Origin of the sequence: Sphingomonas abaci (assembly GCF_014199625.1) — a bacterium.
Lineage (GTDB): Bacteria > Pseudomonadota > Alphaproteobacteria > Sphingomonadales > Sphingomonadaceae > Sphingomonas > Sphingomonas abaci.
The window spans coordinates 20,838-40,023 of the sequence record NZ_JACHNY010000004.1; the positions used below are offsets into that span (position 1 = coordinate 20,838).

Consider the following 19,186-nt stretch of genomic DNA (forward strand, 5'->3'; position numbering starts at 1 on the left):
CTGAACCATGCGTGCCGCCCGGGCCCCGTCAGACGATCGGCAGCCCCGCCTTGCGCACCGCCGCGACATAGGCGCGCATCCCGCGTTCGGCGCGGGCGCTGAGCGCCAGGAAGGCGCGGCGGCGGTCGGCGGGATCGGGATGGCGTTCGAGCAGCCCCGCCTCGGTGAGTCGGCCGATCCAGCGCAGCGCGGTGGTCGACGGCACCGCCGCGGCGATGCACAGGCTGGAGACCGAAACGCGATTCCGCTCCAGCCGGGCCGCGAACAGGTCGAGCAGCATGTCCCAGGCCGGGTCCTCGAACAGGGTCTTGCCCAGGAAGGTCTCGCGCATCCGCCGGGCGCGGATGGTCTGGCGGATCATGTGCGGATCGATGTCGACGGCGATCGGTTCGATGCTGAAGCTCTGGCGGCGGTCGCCGACCTCGTCGTCGTCGTCGCCGATCTCGCGGTCGCGCGTGGCCAGGCGGGTCAGCAGTTCGGCGATCCGCGCGATCTCCGCATTCACCCGGCGCAACCGCTCGCCGTCATCCTCGCGCCAGCGGTCGGACAGGCCGTCCTCCAGCGCCATCCGCCCCGCCACCGCCAGTTCGCCGACCCATTCGGCGAAGCTTATGTCGCAGAGCAACTGCACCCGAAGCCCGATCAAGGCGCCGGCCACCATGTCGATCTGGCTTTCCGAAAAGGTCGCGACGACATGCAGGTCGTCGCGTTCGGCCACGTCGCGGATCGCCGGCAGCGCCGCGCCCAGACGGTCGTCGTCGACCCCCTCCGCGACCAGCATCAGCACCGGCCGGTCGATCACCGCCGCACCCAGGTCGGAGGCATAGGACCAGTCGACGGCATGGACCAGCCGGCCACCGGCATAGCTGATCACCTCCGCCGCCTCGGTCCGCGCGCCTGGCGTCGCGATCAGCACCACGTCGAATGCCGGGCCCGGCGCTGCACCGTCGATCACCCCATGTCCCCTATCACCGCCCATCAGCCCAGGGCCTTGACGATCTCCTCCACCATCTTCTTCGCATCGGCAAGCAGCATCATCGTATTGTCGCGATAGAAAAGCGCGTTGTCGACGCCAGCATAGCCGACACCACCCATAGATCGCTTGATGAACAATACGTTACGGGCTTTTTCGACATCGAGCACCGGCATCCCGTAGATCGGCGACGACTTGTCGGTCTTGGCGGCGGGATTGGTGACATCGTTGGCGCCGATGACGAACGCCACGTCGGTCTGCGCGAAATCGCCGTTGATGTCTTCCAGTTCGAAGACCTCGTCATAGGGAACATTGGCCTCGGCCAGCAGCACGTTCATATGACCGGGCATGCGGCCGGCGACCGGATGGATGGCGTATTTGACGCGCACCCCCTGCGCCTTCAGCCGATCGGCCATCTCGCGCAGCACATGCTGCGCCTGCGCCACCGCCATGCCGTATCCCGGCACGATCACCACCTGTTCGGCCTGGCTCATCAGGAAGGCGGCGTCCTCGGCCGATCCGCGCTTCCACGGCCGATCGATCGCCGTCCCGCCCCCGCCGGCATCCGACACCGCGCCAAAGCCGCCGGCGATCACGCTTACGAAGCTGCGATTCATCGCGCGGCACATGATGTAGGACAGGATCGCGCCCGACGCGCCGACCAGCGCGCCGGTGATGATCATCGCGCCATTGCCGAGCGTGAAGCCCATCGCCGCCGCCGCCCAGCCCGAATAGCTGTTCAGCATCGACACCACGACCGGCATGTCCGCGCCGCCGATCGGCACGATCAGCAGGAAGCCGATGGCGAAGGACAGGAGGGTGATCGTCCAGAACGCCCAGGGCGCCTGGCTTTGCGCGAACAGCGCGACCAGCAGCCCGATCGCGACCAGGATCGCCAGGTTGATCGCATGGCGCGCCGGCAGCAGGATCGGCGTGCCGCCCATATTGCCGTTGAGCTTCAGGAAGGCGATGACGCTGCCCGAGAAGGTGATCGCGCCGATCGCCACGCCCAGCGCCATCTCGACCCGGCTGGCGATGTGGATCGTGGCGAAGGGCGGGCCGATCATCGGCGTCACCAGCTCGGCGATGCCGAACGCCATCGGGTTGAGGTACGCCGCGATCCCGACCAGCACCGCCGCCAGCCCGACCAGCGAGTGGAAGGCGGCGACCAGTTGCGGCATCGCCGTCATCGCGATCCGCCGGGCGGTGACGATGCCGATCGCGCCGCCCACCGCGATGGCCGCCAGCATCTCGGGCAGCGACGCGATCTCGTGCGTGACCAATGTGGTGACGACCGCGATCGTCATGCCGACCATGCCCAACCGGTTGCCGCGCTGGCTGCTAGCCGGGCTGGACAGGCCGCGCAGCGCCAGGATGAAGCACACCCCCGCGACCAGATAGGCGAAGGCCACCCAGGGGTTGGCCGCTACCTCATGCATTCCGCCTCTCCCCCCTCACTGGCCCGGTCATCGCGATGGTGTCGCCTCCGCTCACTTGGCGGGGCGCTCCTTCTTCTTGTACATGGCGAGCATCCGCTGCGTGACCGCGAAGCCGCCGAAGATGTTGATGCTGGCCAGCACGACCGCCACCAGCCCCAGCCCCTTGGCCATGCCCGATCCGGCCGCCGCGGCGGCGACCAGCGCGCCGACGATGATGACCGAGGAGATGGCGTTGGTCACCGCCATCAACGGCGTGTGCAGCGCCGGCGTCACCGACCAGACGACGAAATAGCCGACGAAACACGCCAGCACGAAGATGGAGAGGATGGCGATGAAGGTCATTGCGGCAGCTCCGTCGCGTGCAGGATCGCGGTTAGGACATCGTCCGGTGTTTTCAGCATGACGGTGGCTGGAACGCGCAGCGTAGCGATACCCCGCGCCCGGAACCACGCGTCACGCTCGGCATCCCGTTCGGGTCGATCGCCGCGATCCTGCGCCTCACCGTCGATATCGACGATCAACCGCGCCTCGTGGCAGTAGAAGTCCGCCGCATAAAGGCCAGCCGGGTGCTGTCGGCGGAACTTCAGCCCATTCGGCCGCTGCCGCAATATCCGCCACAGCAGGATTTCAGACAGGGACATGGACTGTCGAAGTTGACGTGCCTGCGTCTTTGCAGCCGGACTTCCCTGCAGCACGTTCTAACTCCTCCCCTGCAAGGGGAGGGGGACCGGCGCGCAGCGACCGTGGAGGGGTGCCCCCGCTAGCGACGATGCGCACCCTCGCCACCGGTGACACCCCTCCGTCATGCGCTGTGCGCGCGACACCTCCCCTGCAAGGGGAGGAATAAGGCGCCATCCCCTCATTCCCGCAGCCGCTCCGCCACCACCGCGCCGCCGCGGGTCACGCGGATCGCCTCGGCGATCGGGTCGCCGTCGGGCAGGACCGGGCGGCCGGCCTCCTTGTCCCAGAAGGCGCTGACGAAGTTGAACAGATTGCGGGCGAACAGGGCCGAAGCGTCCGCCGCCAGTCGCGCCGGCATGTTGCGGTGGCCGATGATCGTCACGCCGCCGCGGCGCACGATCTCGCCCGCCACCGCGCCCTCGACATTGCCGCCCTGCTCCACCGCCAGGTCGACCACGACGCTGCCCGGCCGCATCGTCGCCAGCTGCGCGGCGCTGATCAGGCGCGGCGCGGGTCGGCCGGGGATCAGCGCGGTGGTGATGACGATGTCCTGCCGGGCGATATGGCCGGAGACGAGCGCCGCCTGCGCCGCCTGATATTCGGCGCTGGTCTCGCCGGCATAGCCGCCCTGCCCCTCGCCCTCGATGCCGGCGACCTGCTCGACGAAGATCGGCTTGGCGCCCAGCGATTGGATCTGCTCGCGCGTAGCGGCGCGGACATCGGTGGCCGAAACCTGTGCGCCCAGCCGGCGCGCGGTGGCGATCGCCTGCAATCCGGCGACGCCGACGCCCATCACGAAGACGCGCGCGGCGGGGATGGTGCCGGCGGCGGTCATCATCATCGGCAGCGCCCGGCCATATTCCGATGCGGCGTCCAGCACCGCCTTGTAGCCCGCCAGGTTGGATTGCGAGGACAGGATGTCCATCGACTGGGCGCGGGTGATGCGTGGCATCCACTCCATCGCCAGCGCCTCCAACCCCAGCGCCGCATAGCCCGCCGCTCGGGCGCGACCGTCCTGGCCCAGCGGATCGAGCGCGGCGACCAGCCATGCGCCCGGCGCGACCCCCGCCAGCCCGGCGGGATCGGGGCCGCGCACGCCCAGCACCAGCTCCGCCCCCGCCAGCACGCCCGCCCGGTCGGCGATCGTCGCGCCAGCCGCGACATAGTCGTCGTCGGCCAGGCCGGCGGCGGCTCCGGCGCCCTGTTCGACGCCGACCTGCGCGCCAAGCGCCGTGAATTTGCGGACGGTTTCCGGCGTCGCGGCGACTCGCGTCTCGCCCTCCGCCCGTTCGTGGAGGACGGCGATCTTCATCGCGTCAGGCAATCAGCCAGATGACACAGGCGACGATGACCGCCACCGCGACCGCGCCCCATTTCAGCATCGCGATCATCCGGCCGTAATCGGTCACATGCGCGCCGAGATCGCCCTTCCCCACGCCATGGTCCGCGTCGCTTCCCGCCATGTGACCCTCTGCCGTATCCATTATCGATGGCGAGCCTAGACGCGAGTGGCGACTCGCTCAAGCCCGATCCCCCGCCGGCGTCCCGCTGCCGAGTCGCACGCCGCATCATTAACCTCGATCTAGCCAAACCGGCCATGATCCCCTAAGCGCGGCCTTGGCCCCGGAGGGCGTCGAAGGCGCAGGGTGCGCGATTAAGGCTGCCTTTACCTGATGCGGCCTACACCCCGTACCGAACCGGGACGAGGTAGGGCGAGAATGACGCGTAACGGACAGCGGCTGCTTCTACTGATCGACGACGAACCCGCGCAGCGGCGACTCGTCGCGGCACTGGCCGCGCGGGCGGGCTGGCGCGCCCTGTTCGCCGCCGATGCCGACATGGCGATGGCGATGCTCGCCACGCCGGAAGGCGGGCAGCTCGACGCGATCCTGCTCGACCATTGGGCGGGGGAACAGGATGCCAATGCGCTGATCGCCGAGCTGCGCGAACGCCGCCCGACGCTGCCGATCCTGATGCTGACCGCCAATGGCTCGGTCGCGCAGGCGGTGGCGGCGATGCGGGCGGGGGCGACCGATTTCCTGGTCAAGCCGCTCGCCCCCGAACGGCTGCTCGCCGCGCTGGAGGCGGCGGTGGCGGGCAGCGCGGCGGGCGAGCTGCGCCCCTTGACCGAAAAGATTCCCGCCCTGCTGGCGTTCGACGAGATCGTCGGCTCCGCGCCCGATTTTCGCGCCGCGCTGGCGATCGCGGCGAAGGCCGCGCGCGCCCGCGTGCCGGTGCTGCTGGAGGGCGAGAGCGGCGTCGGCAAGGAAGTGGTGGCGGAGGCGATCCACGCCGCGTCGCCCCGCGCGCGCAAGCCGATGGTCGCGGTCAATTGCGGCGCGATCCCCGCCAATCTGGTCGAGTCGGAACTGTTCGGCCACGAGAAGGGCGCGTTCACCGGCGCGTTCGAACGCAAGATCGGCCGCTTCCAGGACGCGGACGGCGGCACCCTGTTCCTGGACGAGGTCGGCGACATGCCGCTCGACGCGCAGGTCAAGCTGCTGCGCGTGCTGCAGGAGGGCGAGATCCACCCGTTGGGCGCGCGCCACGCCCGCGCCGTCGACGTGCGCGTGATCGCCGCGACCAACCGCCGCCTGGCCGAGGAGGTCGAGGCGGGCCGGTTCCGCGAGGACCTCTATTACCGGTTGAACGTGGTGCAGGTCGCCATCCCGCCCCTGCGCGACCGGTTGAGCGACGTGCCGGCGCTCGCCCGCCACCTGCTTGCCCGTATCGCGCGCCAGCCGGGCCTGCGCCCGCTGGGCATCACCGACGACGCGCTGCACCTGCTGTGCGCCTATGACTGGCCGGGCAATGTCCGCCAGTTGCAGAACGCGCTCTTCCGCGCGGCCGTGCTGTGCGAGAGCGACGCGCTGACCGCCGCCGATTTCCCGCAGATCGCGATGATGGGCGGGCGGCGCAGCGCCTCGGCGGTCGAGGGCGGCGGCGTGCAGCTGTTCCGGCCCGACGGGCATATGCGGCTGCTGGAGGATATCGAGGCGGACGTCATCCGCCTGGCGATCGGCCATTATCGTGGCCGCATGACCGAGGTGGCGCGTCGGCTGGGCATCGGTCGCTCGACGCTCTACCGCAAGCTCGCCGAACTGGGGATCGAGAGCAACGCGGCCTGATCGCCTGCGGGAAGGCGATCGGGACGAGGATTGGCCTTTCCACGCCCTTGCGCCGCAACCCGGCGGAGGCGGGGACCAGTCGGGCGACGTCTGCAGGCTATCACGATCGCTTCACGATCCCGTGCGGCGTCCGCCGAGGGTTGCGGAAAGACGACGTGGACCGTCGGCGTCCGTGACGGCATTCGTAGGAGCCACAGGCGACAAAGCCGGCGCTTCGGCCTAATCCCATCCGATGTGTTCCGGTGTTTTCCCAGGGTCCGAACCCGTTCGACGGGCCGATGCGCCGCTGACCGCGCCCTTCGTCCTGCTCGACGATGCGCAGGCGCCAGGCCGCACGCGCCTCTATCGCAACCCGGTCAACGTCATCGAGACATGGGACGCGGCAGCGGTGCCCGCGGCGCTCGACCGGCTGCGCGCGGGGCTGGCGGAGGGGTTCGATGCAGCCGGCTACCTGTCCTACGAGGCGGGCCACGCTTTCGAGCCGAAGCTCGGCCGCCCGCCCGGCATCGATACGCCGCTCGTCTGGTTCGGACTGTTCCGGGGGTGGGAGACGGTGGACGCCGCCACGCTGCTGCCCGATCCGGCGGGCGGGTGGATCGGCCCGGCCGAGCCGGACATCGTGCAGTCCCGGTACGAAGCCCAGGTGCGGGAGGTGCTGGAGATGATCGCGGCGGGCGATCTCTACCAGGCCAATCTCAGCTTCCGCGCCACCGCCCGGATCGCGGGCGATCCGCTGTCGATCTATGCAGCGCTGCGGGCGCGGTCGGGGGCCGGCTGGGGGGCGCTGATCGACACCGGGCTCGATCGGCTGCTCAGCCTGTCGCCCGAACTGTTCGTCTCCATCGATCGCGACCGGCTGACCTGTCGCCCCATGAAGGGTACGGCGCGGCGTGGACGGACCGAGGCGGAGGACGCGGCGCTTGCCGCCGAGCTCCGCCGCGATGCCAAGCAGCGCGCCGAGAACCTGATGATCGTCGACCTGATGCGCAACGACCTGTCGCGCGTGGCGATGCCCGGTACGGTCGCGGTGCCCGCCTTGTTCGAGGTGGAGACCTATCCGACCGTCCACCAGATGACCTCGACCGTCACCGCGCGACTCGCACCCGGCCGCGATGCGGTCGACGTGCTGGCGGCGGGCTTTCCCTGTGGCTCGATCACCGGCGCCCCCAAGCTGCGCGCGATGCAGGCGATCGCCGCGATCGAGGCGCGGCCGCGCGGCCTCTATACCGGGTCGATCGGCCATATCGATTCGCGCGGCGACGCCGCCTTCAACGTGGCGATCCGCACGCTGTCGATCCGGGGCGGGGACCGCTACGCCAGCCTGGCGCTGGGCGCCGGGATCGTCGCCGATTCCGTTCCAGAAAATGAATGGAATGAATGTCTTGCCAAGGCCGCCTTCGTGGGCGACGGACAGCGTGTGTTCGACCTGATCGAGACCATGGCCTTCGACCCCGAGACGGGGATCGCGCTGCTCGACCGTCATCTGACGCGGATGAAGGCGAGCGCCGCCGCGCTGGGCTTCGCCTTCGACCGGCACGGCGCGCGCAACGAACTCCAGGCCGCGACCTTCCGCCTGCGCGAGGCGCGGCGCGTGCGGCTGATGCTGTCGCCCAGCGGCGCGGTGGCGGTGGAGACGATGGCGATGCCGCCCGCGCGCACCACGCCGCTGAGCGTCGCGATCGTGCCGCTGCCGGTCGCGCCCGATGATCTGCGCCTGTGCCACAAGACCAGCGACCGTGGCTTCTATGACCGCGCGCGCGCCGCCGCAGGCACCGACGAGGTGGTGTTCGAGCGCCCCGACGGGTCGATCACCGAGGGCAGCTTCACCACCGTGTTCGTGCCGCAGGAGGGCGTGTTGCTGACGCCTGCGGCGGGGGGGCTGTTGCCGGGCGTGCTGCGCGAGGAATTGCTGGCCCGGGGCGAGGCACGCGAAGCGGTGCTGACCCGCGCCGACCTGCCCGCGCAGATCCTGCTCGGCAATGCGCTTCGGGGTTTGATGCCGGCACGTTTCGTTGCGGTTGCGAAATCCCCCGCCCTGCCGCTATAGCGCCGCCGCCCTCTCATTAAGGCATCGGCTCATGAACACTTCCGCCGCCCTCGATCGCATCAGCCCGTCTCCCACGCTCGGCGTCACCGCCCGCGTCAACGAGTTGAAGCGGGCCGGCGTGGACGTGATCGGTCTGGGCGCCGGCGAGCCGGACTTCGACACGCCCGATTTCGTCAAGGCGGCGGCGATCGAGGCGATCCGTCGCGGCCAGACCAAATACACCAATGTCGACGGCACCGCCGAGCTGAAGGAGGCGATCGTCGCGAAGTTCGCGCGCGACAACCACCTGACCTACCGTCCCGATCAGATCAGCGTGAACGTCGGGGGCAAGCACACGCTGTTCAACGCGCTGGTCGCGACCGTCGAGGCGGGCGACGAGGTGGTGATCCCGGCCCCCTATTGGGTCAGCTATCCCGACATCGTCCAGTTCGCGGGCGGCACGCCGGTGATCGCGCCCGCCGGCCCGGAACAGGCCTACAAGCTGTCGCCCGAAGCGCTGGAGGCGGCGATCACCCCGCGCACCAAATGGGTGATCCTCAACTCGCCGTCCAACCCGACCGGCGCCGCCTATTCGGCCGACGAACTGAAGGCGCTGGGCGAGGTGCTGCTGCGCCATCCCCAGGTCTGGGTGCTCGCCGACGACATGTACGAGCATATCGTCTATGACGGCTTCCGCTTCGCGACGATCGCCGAGGTGGTGCCCGACCTGTATGAGCGCACGCTGACCGTCAACGGCTGCTCCAAGGCCTATTCGATGACCGGCTGGCGGATCGGCTATGCCGGCGGCGCGCCCTGGCTGATCAAGGCGATGGCCAAGCTCCAGTCGCAGTCGACGAGCAACCCCTGCTCGGTCGCGCAGGCGGCCGCGGTGGCGGCGCTGACCGGCGACCAGTCGTTCCTGGCCGCGCGCAACGAGGCGTTCCGCGTCCGCCGCGACCTGGTCGTGTCGGCGCTGAACGCGATCCCCGGCATGACCTGCCCGACGCCGGAAGGGGCATTCTACGTCTATCCGTCCTTCGCGCCGCTGATCGGCAAGACCACGCCCAAGGGCGTCGTGATCGCCGACGACGAGGCGTTCGTCACCTATCTGCTCGACGAGGCGCGGGTGGCGGCGGTGCAGGGCGCGGCGTTCGGCCTGTCGCCGGCGATGCGGATCAGCTACGCCACCTCCGACGCGCTGCTGACCGAAGCCTGCGCGCGGATCGCCGAGGCCTGCGCCGCGCTGCGCTGAACCCCGGCGGGCGGCGTATCCGTCCGCCCCTCTATCAAGGCTAATGCAGGATGAACGGGCCGCCCACGGCGCGTTCATCCTGCAACGCTATGTTTCCTGCCATCGTCTTGTCGGGTCAGGGCTGCTGCCCGATATGACGGACGATCCCTTCGCCACCAGGGTCCGGTGGCTCCTGCAAGGCATGGTCCAATGTTGAAGTCGTTCAAGTCCAGCTTCGTGTGGCAGTTCGCCGGTGGCTTCGTGCTCGGTGCGATCGGCCTGTTCGCGTTGCAGCCGGGCGACTCGCACTCCGCCTACCCTGCCCCCGCCCCGGTCGCGGAGACCCGCTGAGGTGATCCGCGCCGTCGCCGCCGCCGCCGGCCTGACCGGCATTGCCGCCATGGCGACGACCGGCCCGGCGGATGCGGAACGCGCGGTGTCGCTGCCGGTCGCCAGGGTCGACGTGCCGGCCACGGCGACGCCGCAGACCGCGGTGCTGGCAGGCGGCTGTTTCTGGGGCATGGAAGCAGTGTTCCAGCGGGTGAAGGGCGTCCGCTCGGTCACCGCCGGCTATGCGGGTGGCAGCGCCGCCACCGCCAATTATCCCGCCGTCTCCAGCGAGCGCACCGGCCATGCCGAGGCGATCCGCATCACCTACGACCCGGCGCGCGTCAGCTATGCGACGCTGCTGCGCGTCTATTTTGCGATCGCGCACGACCCCACCCAGGTCGATCGCCAGGGGCCCGACAGCGGCCCCAGCTATCGCTCGGCGATCTTCCCGCAGACGCCGCAGCAGGCCAGCGTGGCGCGCGCCTATGTCGCGCAGCTAACCGCCGCGCGCAGCTTCCCCCGGCCGATCGCCACCCGGCTGGAACAGGGTCGCTTCTACCCGGCCGAGGCCTATCACCAGGACTTCTTCGACCGGAATCCCGGCCACCCCTATATCGTCGCCTGGGACAAGCCCAAGGTCGCCGCCTTCCGCGCGGGATTCCCGACCCTGGCGCGCTGAGCATGGACGCCCGCTCCCTGCCGGGAAGGGCTTTCCAGCCTCACGCCGCGATCGGGAAGCGCAGCAGCCGGTCGGCGAGCGGCACCAGCGCCTCCGCGCCGCGCCCCACCGCACGGCGGATCTCCGGATGGTCGACATCCAGCCCGCCGGTCAGCGCGCCGAACGCCGGCAGCACCAGCTTGGCGGCGCTGGCGACGAAGCAGCGACGCGCCACCTGCTTGCCGCGCACCCGCACGCGCAGCTTGGGATGGAAATGGCCCGAGAGTTCGGGCCGTAGTTCGGCGGGGTCGGCCTCGTGGCGCAGCACCAGCCCGTCGACCAGCGCCTCCTCCACCACCGCGCCGCCGCAGCGGTCGAGGATCGCCGGATCATGGTTGCCGGTGATCCAGGTCCAGCCTGTGGCCGCGGTCAGCGCCCGCAACCGGTCCTGTGCCGCCTGGGGCAGCCGGTCGCAGCCGCCGACATCGTGGAAACTGTCCCCCAAGCACCAGATTTCGGTCGCGCCGCAGCGATCGACCAACGCCGCCAACGCCTCCAACGTCGCCAGCGAATCATAGGGGGGCAGCATCTGCCCACGTCCGGCGAACCAGCTCGCCTTCTCCAGATGCAGGTCGGCGACCAGCAGCGCACGCCGCGCCGGCCAGAAGATCGCGCCTTCCGCCAGCGCCGCCAGCGCCTGTCCACCGAACGAAAAGGGAACCATTCCCGCGCCATGCCGCGTGCGATCCGGCGACGCAAGTCAGCGCGCACGGTTCGCCCGGCCAGAGCGGCCTCTTGGCCCGTTTCGGCCAAGCGCCTATGCCGGCCTCCTCTCGAAAGGACGTTCCCATGTCGCTCAAGCCGATCGCCGCCACGCTGGCTTCCCTCGCCCTAGCCCCGGCCGCGCTGGCCCAGGCGCCCGCCGCCCCGCTCAGTCCGGAGGCGAGCGACGCGCGCTGCGTCGTCGTGCTGGGCTTCATCGCCGCGCAGCCCAACCAGCCGGCCGACAAGCTGTCCGCACTGCGCGCGGGCAGCATGTATTATGTCGGCAAGCTCAAGGGCCGCAGCGCCGGCCTCGACATCCCCGCGACGCTGAATCGCGCGGCGCAGCAGGCCCAGGCCGCCAAGGTCGACGTCCGCACCGAGGCGGCCCGTTGTGGTCGCGAGCTGACCGCGATCAGCCAGATCGCCACGGCCCGTGCCAGGGCCGCCGCCCCGAAGAAGTAACGCGATCAGGCCGCGGCCGGCGCGCCACCTGCGAAACGGGCCTGGATCCAGGGCAGCGCTTCGCGCCAGTCGTCGATCCGGGCATGGGCGAAGGGCGCCGCCGGCATCGCCGCCGCCAGTTCGGCATCGGCGATCAGGTGCAGCCGGTGGACGCCCGGCGCGTGGCGCGCGACCGATTCATGATGGCCGGCGATGTCGTCGACGAACACCGCCACCGGCGGCCCGTCGACGTCGCCATGCTCCGCCAGCAGCGCCGCCACCGCCGGCCCCTTGCCGCCCTGATTGCACACCACGCGGTGGGCGATGCCGAACGCGGCGAGCTGCTCGACGCGCGGCAGGCGGCATTCGTCGAGCAGATTGGTGAGGATGACGATCTCGGCCTGGGTCGCGATCGCCTGCAACGCCTCGGCGGCGTGCGGGACCAGCGTCTGCCGGCTCATCTCCGCCGGGAAGAAACCGCCGAGCAGCGACCACATCTCCGCCTGGGGGATTGCCCCGCCACCGTCCCGCCGGGTCATGCTGGTGGCGAAATCACCCGCGCCGATCGCGAAATCGATCGCGTGGTGCTCGTCCAGCCAGGTGCGGAAATGCCGCACCATGTGGAGCAGCACCTCGTCGCAGTCGGTGATGAGCAGCGGCCTCATGCGCGCTCTCCGTCCAGCCGGCGGCGCGCCGCGACCAGCGCCTCGGGCCGGACGTCCAGATCGGCTGCGCAGGCGATCAGGTCGGGTTCGTACCCGTCCAGGAAACCAAGGAGCGCGGCCAGCGTTTGCCGATTGTCTGCCCCTGTTTTCAGATCGTTAGGGGTCAAGCCGGTCACATCGAGCAATCGCTGCGCCCGGTCCGGCGCCGCCAGGGTCCAGGCCAGGGCGCGCAGGGCGAGGATTTCCGCCGATGCTATTGCATCTGCGTCGTGATTTGAACTGGACCGCTGCATTGCCTATCGTCGCCTTCAGCTGAGAACAGGAACCCGCGTGACGAAAAAGGTCTTGGTTGTCGAGGATAACGAGCTGAACCTGAAGCTGTTCTGCGACCTGTTGCGGGCGCATGACTGGTCGGCGGAGCCGGTGCGCGACGGCCGCGAGGCAGTGGCGCGAGCGCGCGAGGTGGAGCCGGACCTGATCGTCATGGACATCCAGATGCCGCACGTCACCGGTTACGAGCTGATCCTGGCGCTGAAGGCGGACCTGGAGCTGCGCTCGATCCCGATCATGGCGGTGACCGCCTATGCCGGACGCGACGACGAGGACCGGATTCGCAGCGCCGGGGCCGACGCCTACGTCTCCAAGCCGATCAGCCTGGCGCGCTTCATGGAGGCGGTGAACGGGCTGGCGTGAGTCCGCACCCCTTCGCCTTTCGCTTCACCCCGGTGGGGGCGGGCCGCCAGCGAAAGCCCGGCAACCGAAACGCCCGGAAGCGTACCCTCACGCCGTCGGCAGCCCTGGCCGGGCGCATCGATGCCACATGACATATGAAGCCTTGGGCTCCTGCATGCCGCAGGCGCACGGCAAGGCGTTTCGCAAAGGCCCCATATCCATCAAGGCGCGGTAAGTGCCGGCTCGGCCAGCGATTCGCCCGCATCGCCCGGACACGACGAAAAGGCCCTGGGCGCCACCGCCCACGGCCTTGTCGCATATCCGGCAATCGGACGAGGGCGGTCGCGGCCGCCCGCGCGCCGCTTACTTGATCTTGGCTTCCTTGAACTCGACATGCTTGCGCACGACCGGGTCATACTTCTTGAAGGTGAACTTCTCGGTCTTGGTGCGCGGGTTCTTCTTCGCGGTGTAGAAGAAACCGGTGTCCGCAGTGCTGACGAGCTTGATCTTGATGGTGGTCGGCTTGGCCATGAGCCCTATCCTGAAAAAGACAAGAGCGGCCGACCCATATGGTCACCGCTCGATCAGCCGTGGCGGATGCCGGAGGATCGCTCCAAAGTCAACCGTCCAGAGCCGAGGGGCGGCGCGTTTACCCAGGGTTAACCACGACGCAGCCATGATCCATGCTGGAATCGCACCGGGATTCCGACAGGAGGGTGGCATGGGCAAGGCGTTGCGATACGACAATAGCGGATCGACCGGTCAGGACGTGACGCGACTCGACACCATCCGCGCCGACCTGACCGCGCGAATCGCCGCGCTCGACGTACGGGCCCCCTATGCCCGCGCCCGCGACCTTGCCCCCGATGTCGATGCGATCTGCGCCATCGCGCATCGCAACGGCCTCGACCCGGCGGTCACTGTTGCGCACTTCCTCGATTCGGCTTTGGCGCGCGGCGAGCATGGCTCGCTGATCCATGGCTGGCTGACCCTGTTGAGCGACGCGGTATCCTGCGAACGGCGCGACCTGGCAGCCTGCGAATCCTTCGCCGCCGCCTGTTCGGTGCGACTGGCCGGCTGACCGGCCGGTTCCGGGCGGTTGAAAACGCGCCGGCGGGGAGCCAATCGGGCCTCGGATCGTTACGCATCCGACCCGTCGGACCCTATCTACCGGAGCTCATCATGGCCGATCTCGACCCCGCCCTCGCGACCCCGACCGATCTCAACCGCAACGACACCAAGACCGCCGCCGACGCGCTCAACATCGCGCTGGCGGATTGCTATGCGCTGTACCTGAAGACCAAGAACTTTCACTGGCACGTGTCCGGCCCGCACTTCCGCGACTATCACCTGATGCTCGACGACCAGGCGACGCAGATTCTGGGCGTGACCGACGCGATCGCCGAGCGGGTGCGCAAGACCGGCAACACCACGCTGCGCTCGATCGGCGACATCGCCCGGCGTCAGCAGATCGCCGATAACGACAAGGATTTCGTCGCACCCGCGGACATGCTCGCCGAACTGCGCGAAGACAATCTGAAGCTGGTCGAGGCGCTGCGCGACGCGCGCGAGCGGGCCGAGGCCGCCAACGACACCGCCACCTCCAGCCTGGCCGACGACTGGATCGACCAGGCCGAGGAGCGCGCCTGGTTCCTGTTCGAGGCCAGCCGACAGTCCTGAGTCCCCGGCCGCAAAGGAGCGTTCCGCCATGCTGAAACTGGCCGTAATCTTCCTCATCGTCGGACTGGTGCTCGGTGGGCTGGGCTTTGGCGGCATCGGCGGCGCCTTTGTCGGCATCGCCAAGATCCTGTTCTTCATCGCGGTCGCCTTGTTCGTGATCTTCCTCGTGCTGGGGCTGATCGCAGGCAAGACGGTGAAGGACGCGGTCGACTGATCCGCCGGGCGGAGCGCGGCGTGCCTCCTGTGCGTTGAGCCGGGATGCACGCCTTCGCCGCCCTGCTCGATTCGCTGATCTATACCCGCGGTCGCAACGCCAAGCTGAAGCTGATCGCCGACTACCTCCGCGCCACGCCCGATCCCGATCGCGGCTGGGCGATGGCGGCGCTGACCGGTGATCTCGACCTGAAGGGCGTGAAGCCCGCGCTGATCCGCGCGCTGATCGAGGAGCGGGTCGATCCGGTGCTGTTCCGGATGAGCCGCGACTATGTCGGCGACACCGCCGAGACGGTGGCGCTGCTCTGGCCAGCACCAGTCGTCCCCGCCGATCCCGAGCCGCTGGGCGTCGCCCAGGCGGTCGAGCGGCTGCGCCACCTGTCCCGCGCCGACGCACCGGCGGCGCTGGCCGCGATGCTCGACCGGCTGGACAGCGAGGAACGCTTCGCCTTGCTCAAGATGGCGACCGGCGGCTTGCGGATCGGCGTGTCGGCCCGGCTCGCCAAGACCGCGCTGGCCCAGGCCTTCGCGCTCGATGTCGACCGGGTCGAGGAGCTGTGGCACGGCCTCCAGCCGCCCTATGACGCGCTGTTCGACTGGATCGAGGGGCGCGGAGCCGAGCCGACCGCCGCCGACACGCCCGTCTTCCGCCCCTTCATGCTCGCGCACGGGCTGGAGGATGCGCGCGTCGACCTCGCCGACTATGCCGCCGAGTGGAAATGGGACGGCATCCGCGTCCAGATCGTCCATGTCGCCGGGCAGACGCGGCTGTACAGCCGCACCGGCGACGACGTGACCGGCAGCTTTCCCGATGTCGCCGCCGCCTTCGCGACGCCGGGCGTCGTCGACGGCGAGCTGATGGTGAAGGGCGAGGCGCAGGGTGGCGAGGCGGCGAGCTTCAACGCGCTCCAGCAGCGGCTCGGCCGCAAGACCGTGTCGGCGCGGATGCTGGCGGATTATCCCGCTTTCGTCCGCCTCTACGACATATTGTTCGACGGCACCGAAGATGTGCGCGACCTGCCCTGGACCGAGCGGCGCGCGCGGCTGGAGGCGTTCGTGCCGCGCCTCGACCCAGAGCGGTTCGACCTGTCGCAACTGATCGAGGCGGAGGATTTCACCGCGCTGGAGGCGATCCGCGCCGGCGCGCGCGACGCGGCGATCGAGGGGGTCATGCTCAAGCGCCGCGACTCGGCCTATCTGGGTGGGCGCCGCGCCGGGCTGTGGTACAAGTGGAAGCGTGACCCGCTGACCGCCGATTGTGTGATGATGTACGCGCAGCGCGGCAATGGCCGGCGCTCCTCCTATTATAGCGACTATACCTTCGGCTGCTGGACCGAAGAGGGCGAACTGGCCCCGGTCGGCAAGGCCTATTCGGGCATCACCGACGAGGAATTGCGGATGCTCGACAGCTTCGTGCGCAAGCATACCGTCCACCGGTTCGGACCCGTACGCGAAGTGGAGAAGACGCTGGTGCTGGAGATCGCCTTCGATTCGATCCACGCCTCCACCCGGCACAAGTCGGGCGTGGCGATGCGCTTCCCCCGCATCGCCCGCATCCGCCTCGACAAGCCCGCGGAAGAAGCGGATCGACTGGCGACGCTGCAGCGGCTGGTGACGTGAGGGGGTCGGGGCGGCGGGCGCCGGCTTGCCCCTTCTGGCTATTCCGACGGACGTCGCCGCCGGGAACGACTGGTCATCGCCGCGCCAAACCCGACCGCCAGTTCACGGAATGGTGATAAACCGGGAGTGCGAGCCTTGCACAGCCGGCTCAAACGATCACGCCGAACTCCATGCTAATCGGCTCGATCATGGAGAGGAAGTGGTCGCAGTCCGCATTACCGGCCCAAGCGGTGCAGATCGCCTGGGCACGATCCCGGTCACTGGCAAAGGCCAGATCGACGAACGTGTCATCCCGTAGCTTCACGAGATGCTGCCGCCGCCACCCTGGCTGATGCCGCAGATGATGGGACACCATCGCCTCATAGGCGGCTCGCATCGACCGTTCCTCGACACCGGGCTTCAGTCTGAAGCGACCAAGCTCGATACCGCTATCTGCCACGACCGGCTGTGGGTCGATGGATGTGGCGATGTAGCGAGCCATGCTCGCAACCGACGCAACCGAGCCGCGAAAATCGGCGAATTCGGCGGCGTTCCCGACCAATTGCGCTGCGACGCGGGCGCTGAGATGATCGGCCCAGGTGACCAGATCGACTCGCTCGTTCGCATCGTCCACGCCTTGGAAGGGCGTCCAGGCGATGAAGCCGGGTTGCCGGGCGAGCAGCGCCCTCGCATCGTCGCGAACCATGTCTGCCTGACCGGCATCCTTGGTCCTGTAGGTGACGATCTCATAGCATATTGTGGTCATGGCGCTTCCTGACGGTGACGTTCGTGAGACCGCGAGATACAGCATGCCCCTGACAGTTTCCGTCAGGATGGATCGACGGCCCACCCATGCGCTCGTTACGGCTTCTCGCGCTCCTCGATCACCTGCGCGGTCGGTCAGCCCCGATCTCGGCCGATGCGCTTGCCGAGAGGCTCGGCGTATCGGCGCGGACAATCTATCGCGACATGGTGACGTTGCAGGTCATGGGCGCACCCGTTCGCGGGGAACCCGGCCTGGGATACCAGCTCGAACACGGCTATTTCCTACCGCCTTTGCACCTGGATCACGACGAGATGGATGCGGTCATGCTGGGAATGCGCCTGATCGCAGCGCGGAGCGATGAGCCGCTGGCCGCCGCCGCGCGGCGCGCCTCCGCGAAGTTCGCCGCATCGATGAAGCCTGATCGGCAAGCGGCCTATTCGAACCTGCCGTTGCGCGCAGTGTCGAGGCAGACATCGGAAAGCGAAGGTGCCAAGACCCATCTGACCGTGTTGCGCGATGCCATACGCCGACGCCTGATCCTGCGTATCACCTATACGGACCTTGCAGACAACGAGAGCGAGCGGATCGTCCAGCCGCTTGGGCTGACCCTGTTCGACTCAGCCTGGCTCCTTACGGGTTGGTGCAAAGCCCGAACTGCTTTCCGCAATTTTCGGGTTGATCGGATTGGCACCATTTGCGTCGATGGTGCGACCTTCCGCCACGAAAAGGGACAGCGCTTCGAGGACTATTTAAAGACGCTGTGATGTCCGACCCCGTATGGACGATCTTCGCAGAAATGACGCCACGGCGAGAAGACAGGAGGAGAATTGCCTGCGGACGTCCCTAGGCTTCGCCTTACCAGATGCTCCTTCCCGAAACGGGCGATTGTGCATGGCGAACGAGGCAGGTGGATGCGGCATGCAAGCCCCGCCTCCTCGACCTATCCCTTCACCAGCCCACGCCACGGCAGGTCCGGCCCGACCGGCACGATGCCGCACGGGTTCAGGTCGCGGTGGCTGGCATAATAATGCGTCTTGATGTGGTCGAGATGCACCGTCTCGGCGATCGCCGGGTCGCTCAGCATCCGCTCCAGATACGCCTCCAGCGCCGGATAGTCGGCGATGCGGCGGATGTTGCACTTGAAATGGCCGACATAGACCGGATCGAACCGGACCAGCGTGGTGAACAGACGGATGTCCGCCTCGGTCATCATATCGCCGACCAGCCAATCCTGCGTCGCGAGCAGCGCCTCCAACCGGTCGAGCGTCTCGAACAGCGGCCGCACCGCGTCTTCATAGGCGGCTTGCGTGGTGGCGAAGCCGGCCTTGTAGACGCCGTTGTTCACCCGGTCATAGACGTCGGCATTGATCGCATCGATCGCCGCGCGCCGTTCCACGGGATAGAAATTGCCCGGCGTCGCGCCCAGTCCGTCCCAGGCCCGGGTCAACATCCGGATGATCTCCGAACTTTCGTTGCTGACGATCGTCTCGCGCTCGCGGTCCCATAGCACCGGCACCGTGACCTTGCCCGAATAGCCGTCCCGCGCCCGCGCGTAGAGCTGCCATAGGAAGTCCGCGCCGTGCAGGGGGTCGCCGGTGCCGCCGTGTCCGGTTTCGAACGTCCAGCCCTGCTCCAGCATCACCGGATCGACCACGGAGACGCCGATCATGTCCTCCAACCCCTTCAGCGCGCGGACGATCAGCGTGCGGTGCGCCCAGGGACAGGCAAGGCTGACATAGAGGTGGTAACGGCCTTTCGCCGCTGGCCAGCCCCTCTGCCCGTCCGGCCCCGGCCCGCCGTCCGCCGTCACCCAGTCGCGAAAACCGGCATCCTGCCGCTGGAATGCGCCGTCGGCGCTGTCGTCCGTCACCTTGCCGGCGTGCCAGCGCCCGTCGATCATCCTGCCCATGCGGCGCTCC

Annotated in this window: 24 protein-coding genes; 12 read left to right on the plus strand and 12 right to left on the minus strand. The window is 68.7% G+C overall.

Going from position 1 to position 19,186, the window contains the following annotated elements:
* Window positions 1-28: 28 nt before the first annotated feature.
* From GGQ96_RS21770 to GGQ96_RS10105, 6 genes are all read right to left on the minus strand, one after another.
* The gene (locus GGQ96_RS21770; RefSeq protein WP_184114289.1) at window positions 29-955 is read right to left on the minus strand and encodes a winged helix DNA-binding protein; all 927 of its coding nucleotides are present in this window, start codon (window positions 953-955) and stop codon (window positions 29-31) included.
* Between the two features lie 23 nt (window positions 956-978).
* Window positions 979-2,412, minus strand: coding sequence for an NAD(P)(+) transhydrogenase (Re/Si-specific) subunit beta (locus GGQ96_RS10085; protein ID WP_184114291.1), 1,434 nt, complete (start codon window positions 2,410-2,412; stop codon window positions 979-981).
* 51 nt (window positions 2,413-2,463) lie between these two features.
* Window positions 2,464-2,754: a proton-translocating transhydrogenase family protein gene (locus GGQ96_RS10090; protein WP_184114293.1), complete on the minus strand. Its 291-nt coding sequence runs from the start codon at window positions 2,752-2,754 to the stop codon at window positions 2,464-2,466.
* Window positions 2,751-3,107 (minus strand): DUF559 domain-containing protein, encoded by a 357-nt coding sequence (locus GGQ96_RS10095; protein WP_184114295.1) that lies wholly within the window; start codon window positions 3,105-3,107, stop codon window positions 2,751-2,753. The genes GGQ96_RS10090 and GGQ96_RS10095 overlap by 4 nt, the downstream gene beginning before the upstream one ends.
* A gap of 164 nt (window positions 3,108-3,271) precedes the next feature.
* The gene (locus GGQ96_RS10100; protein WP_184114297.1) at window positions 3,272-4,405 is read right to left on the minus strand and encodes an NAD(P) transhydrogenase subunit alpha; all 1,134 of its coding nucleotides are present in this window, start codon (window positions 4,403-4,405) and stop codon (window positions 3,272-3,274) included.
* A 4-nt stretch (window positions 4,406-4,409) separates the two neighbouring features.
* The gene (locus GGQ96_RS10105; RefSeq protein WP_184114299.1) at window positions 4,410-4,556 is read right to left on the minus strand and encodes a hypothetical protein; all 147 of its coding nucleotides are present in this window, start codon (window positions 4,554-4,556) and stop codon (window positions 4,410-4,412) included.
* Window positions 4,557-4,811: 255 nt separating this feature from the next.
* Between GGQ96_RS10105 and GGQ96_RS10110 the strand changes: the two genes are divergently transcribed.
* From GGQ96_RS10110 to msrA, 5 genes are all read left to right on the plus strand, one after another.
* Window positions 4,812-6,221, plus strand: a complete 1,410-nt coding sequence (locus tag GGQ96_RS10110; protein WP_184114301.1) for a sigma-54-dependent transcriptional regulator — start codon at window positions 4,812-4,814, stop codon at window positions 6,219-6,221.
* Between the two features lie 232 nt (window positions 6,222-6,453).
* Window positions 6,454-8,268 (plus strand): aminodeoxychorismate synthase component I, encoded by a 1,815-nt coding sequence (gene pabB / locus GGQ96_RS10115; protein ID WP_184114303.1) that lies wholly within the window; start codon window positions 6,454-6,456, stop codon window positions 8,266-8,268.
* Between the two features lie 31 nt (window positions 8,269-8,299).
* Window positions 8,300-9,499, plus strand: a complete 1,200-nt coding sequence (locus GGQ96_RS10120) for a pyridoxal phosphate-dependent aminotransferase (protein WP_184114305.1) — start codon at window positions 8,300-8,302, stop codon at window positions 9,497-9,499.
* A gap of 189 nt (window positions 9,500-9,688) precedes the next feature.
* Window positions 9,689-9,829 (plus strand): hypothetical protein, encoded by a 141-nt coding sequence (locus tag GGQ96_RS10125; RefSeq protein ID WP_184115171.1) that lies wholly within the window; start codon window positions 9,689-9,691, stop codon window positions 9,827-9,829.
* A 49-nt stretch (window positions 9,830-9,878) separates the two neighbouring features.
* Entirely contained in the window at window positions 9,879-10,487 is a 609-nt protein-coding gene (gene msrA, locus GGQ96_RS10130; RefSeq protein ID WP_184115044.1) for a peptide-methionine (S)-S-oxide reductase MsrA, read from the plus strand.
* Window positions 10,488-10,527: 40 nt separating this feature from the next.
* On the opposite strand, the gene pdeM is transcribed toward msrA, so the two are convergent.
* Window positions 10,528-11,190 carry a ligase-associated DNA damage response endonuclease PdeM gene (gene pdeM, locus GGQ96_RS10135; protein WP_184114307.1) on the minus strand — a complete coding sequence of 221 codons (663 nt, stop codon included), beginning with the start codon at window positions 11,188-11,190 and terminating at the stop codon, window positions 10,528-10,530.
* 125 nt (window positions 11,191-11,315) lie between these two features.
* Between pdeM and GGQ96_RS10140 the strand changes: the two genes are divergently transcribed.
* Window positions 11,316-11,693, plus strand: a complete 378-nt coding sequence (locus GGQ96_RS10140; RefSeq protein ID WP_184114309.1) for a hypothetical protein — start codon at window positions 11,316-11,318, stop codon at window positions 11,691-11,693.
* Between the two features lie 5 nt (window positions 11,694-11,698).
* On the opposite strand, the gene GGQ96_RS10145 is transcribed toward GGQ96_RS10140, so the two are convergent.
* Both GGQ96_RS10145 and GGQ96_RS10150 read right to left on the minus strand, forming a co-directional pair.
* Window positions 11,699-12,337 carry an HAD family hydrolase gene (locus GGQ96_RS10145; RefSeq protein WP_184114310.1) on the minus strand — a complete coding sequence of 213 codons (639 nt, stop codon included), beginning with the start codon at window positions 12,335-12,337 and terminating at the stop codon, window positions 11,699-11,701.
* Window positions 12,334-12,630 carry a DUF3572 family protein gene (locus GGQ96_RS10150; protein ID WP_184114311.1) on the minus strand — a complete coding sequence of 99 codons (297 nt, stop codon included), beginning with the start codon at window positions 12,628-12,630 and terminating at the stop codon, window positions 12,334-12,336. Before GGQ96_RS10150 ends, GGQ96_RS10145 begins: the two co-directional genes overlap by 4 nt.
* A 37-nt stretch (window positions 12,631-12,667) precedes the next feature.
* Between GGQ96_RS10150 and GGQ96_RS10155 the strand changes: the two genes are divergently transcribed.
* Window positions 12,668-13,030, plus strand: a complete 363-nt coding sequence (locus GGQ96_RS10155; protein ID WP_184114312.1) for a response regulator — start codon at window positions 12,668-12,670, stop codon at window positions 13,028-13,030.
* Between the two features lie 342 nt (window positions 13,031-13,372).
* On the opposite strand, the gene rpmG is transcribed toward GGQ96_RS10155, so the two are convergent.
* Window positions 13,373-13,540: a 50S ribosomal protein L33 gene (gene rpmG, locus GGQ96_RS10160; RefSeq protein WP_125993641.1), complete on the minus strand. Its 168-nt coding sequence runs from the start codon at window positions 13,538-13,540 to the stop codon at window positions 13,373-13,375.
* Between the two features lie 190 nt (window positions 13,541-13,730).
* On the opposite strand from rpmG, the gene GGQ96_RS10165 reads away from it, so the two are divergent.
* The 4 genes from GGQ96_RS10165 (at window position 13,731) to GGQ96_RS10180 (ending at window position 16,522) form a co-directional block, all read left to right on the plus strand.
* Window positions 13,731-14,090, plus strand: coding sequence for a hypothetical protein (locus GGQ96_RS10165; RefSeq protein ID WP_184114313.1), 360 nt, complete (start codon window positions 13,731-13,733; stop codon window positions 14,088-14,090).
* Window positions 14,091-14,191: 101 nt separating this feature from the next.
* Window positions 14,192-14,689 (plus strand): Dps family protein, encoded by a 498-nt coding sequence (locus GGQ96_RS10170; protein ID WP_184114314.1) that lies wholly within the window; start codon window positions 14,192-14,194, stop codon window positions 14,687-14,689.
* Between the two features lie 28 nt (window positions 14,690-14,717).
* On the plus strand, window positions 14,718-14,903 hold the full coding sequence (locus GGQ96_RS10175; RefSeq protein WP_184114315.1) for a DUF1328 family protein: 186 nt from the start codon (window positions 14,718-14,720) through the stop codon (window positions 14,901-14,903).
* A 44-nt stretch (window positions 14,904-14,947) separates the two neighbouring features.
* On the plus strand, window positions 14,948-16,522 hold the full coding sequence (locus tag GGQ96_RS10180) for a cisplatin damage response ATP-dependent DNA ligase (protein WP_184114317.1): 1,575 nt from the start codon (window positions 14,948-14,950) through the stop codon (window positions 16,520-16,522).
* Window positions 16,523-16,670: 148 nt separating this feature from the next.
* Here GGQ96_RS10180 and GGQ96_RS10185 read toward each other — a convergent pair whose 3' ends face one another.
* Window positions 16,671-17,312: a hypothetical protein gene (locus GGQ96_RS10185; protein ID WP_221239912.1), complete on the minus strand. Its 642-nt coding sequence runs from the start codon at window positions 17,310-17,312 to the stop codon at window positions 16,671-16,673.
* 41 nt (window positions 17,313-17,353) lie between these two features.
* Between GGQ96_RS10185 and GGQ96_RS10190 the strand changes: the two genes are divergently transcribed.
* Window positions 17,354-18,031, plus strand: a complete 678-nt coding sequence (locus GGQ96_RS10190) for a helix-turn-helix transcriptional regulator (RefSeq protein ID WP_184114319.1) — start codon at window positions 17,354-17,356, stop codon at window positions 18,029-18,031.
* Window positions 18,032-18,207: 176 nt separating this feature from the next.
* On the opposite strand, the gene GGQ96_RS10195 is transcribed toward GGQ96_RS10190, so the two are convergent.
* On the minus strand, window positions 18,208-19,176 hold the full coding sequence (locus tag GGQ96_RS10195; protein ID WP_184114321.1) for a glutathione S-transferase family protein: 969 nt from the start codon (window positions 19,174-19,176) through the stop codon (window positions 18,208-18,210).
* Window positions 19,177-19,186: the final 10 nt, after the last annotated feature.

Bases quoted from the DNA above. Each gene is read 5' to 3' on its own strand.
- GGQ96_RS10140 (WP_184114309.1), top strand. From the start codon at position 11,316: ATGTCGCTCAAGCCGATCGCCGCCACGCTGGCTTCCCTCGCCCTAGCC.
- GGQ96_RS10180 (WP_184114317.1), top strand. From the start codon at position 14,948: ATGCACGCCTTCGCCGCCCTGCTCGATTCGCTGATCTATACCCGCGGT.
- pdeM (WP_184114307.1), bottom strand. From the start codon at position 11,190: ATGGTTCCCTTTTCGTTCGGTGGACAGGCGCTGGCGGCGCTGGCGGAA.
- GGQ96_RS10105 (WP_184114299.1), bottom strand. From the start codon at position 4,556: ATGGCGGGAAGCGACGCGGACCATGGCGTGGGGAAGGGCGATCTCGGC.
- rpmG (WP_125993641.1), bottom strand. From the start codon at position 13,540: ATGGCCAAGCCGACCACCATCAAGATCAAGCTCGTCAGCACTGCGGAC.
- GGQ96_RS10165 (WP_184114313.1), top strand. From the start codon at position 13,731: ATGGGCAAGGCGTTGCGATACGACAATAGCGGATCGACCGGTCAGGAC.
- GGQ96_RS10090 (WP_184114293.1), bottom strand. From the start codon at position 2,754: ATGACCTTCATCGCCATCCTCTCCATCTTCGTGCTGGCGTGTTTCGTC.
- GGQ96_RS10100 (WP_184114297.1), bottom strand. From the start codon at position 4,405: ATGAAGATCGCCGTCCTCCACGAACGGGCGGAGGGCGAGACGCGAGTC.
- msrA (WP_184115044.1), top strand. From the start codon at position 9,879: ATGGCGACGACCGGCCCGGCGGATGCGGAACGCGCGGTGTCGCTGCCG.
- GGQ96_RS10185 (WP_221239912.1), bottom strand. From the start codon at position 17,312: ATGCTGTATCTCGCGGTCTCACGAACGTCACCGTCAGGAAGCGCCATG.
- GGQ96_RS10150 (WP_184114311.1), bottom strand. From the start codon at position 12,630: ATGCAGCGGTCCAGTTCAAATCACGACGCAGATGCAATAGCATCGGCG.
- GGQ96_RS10190 (WP_184114319.1), top strand. From the start codon at position 17,354: ATGCGCTCGTTACGGCTTCTCGCGCTCCTCGATCACCTGCGCGGTCGG.
- GGQ96_RS10120 (WP_184114305.1), top strand. From the start codon at position 8,300: ATGAACACTTCCGCCGCCCTCGATCGCATCAGCCCGTCTCCCACGCTC.
- GGQ96_RS10175 (WP_184114315.1), top strand. From the start codon at position 14,718: ATGCTGAAACTGGCCGTAATCTTCCTCATCGTCGGACTGGTGCTCGGT.
- pabB (WP_184114303.1), top strand. From the start codon at position 6,454: ATGTGTTCCGGTGTTTTCCCAGGGTCCGAACCCGTTCGACGGGCCGAT.
- GGQ96_RS10145 (WP_184114310.1), bottom strand. From the start codon at position 12,337: ATGAGGCCGCTGCTCATCACCGACTGCGACGAGGTGCTGCTCCACATG.
- GGQ96_RS10195 (WP_184114321.1), bottom strand. From the start codon at position 19,176: ATGGGCAGGATGATCGACGGGCGCTGGCACGCCGGCAAGGTGACGGAC.
- GGQ96_RS10125 (WP_184115171.1), top strand. From the start codon at position 9,689: ATGTTGAAGTCGTTCAAGTCCAGCTTCGTGTGGCAGTTCGCCGGTGGC.
- GGQ96_RS10170 (WP_184114314.1), top strand. From the start codon at position 14,192: ATGGCCGATCTCGACCCCGCCCTCGCGACCCCGACCGATCTCAACCGC.
- GGQ96_RS10085 (WP_184114291.1), bottom strand. From the start codon at position 2,412: ATGCATGAGGTAGCGGCCAACCCCTGGGTGGCCTTCGCCTATCTGGTC.
- GGQ96_RS10110 (WP_184114301.1), top strand. From the start codon at position 4,812: ATGACGCGTAACGGACAGCGGCTGCTTCTACTGATCGACGACGAACCC.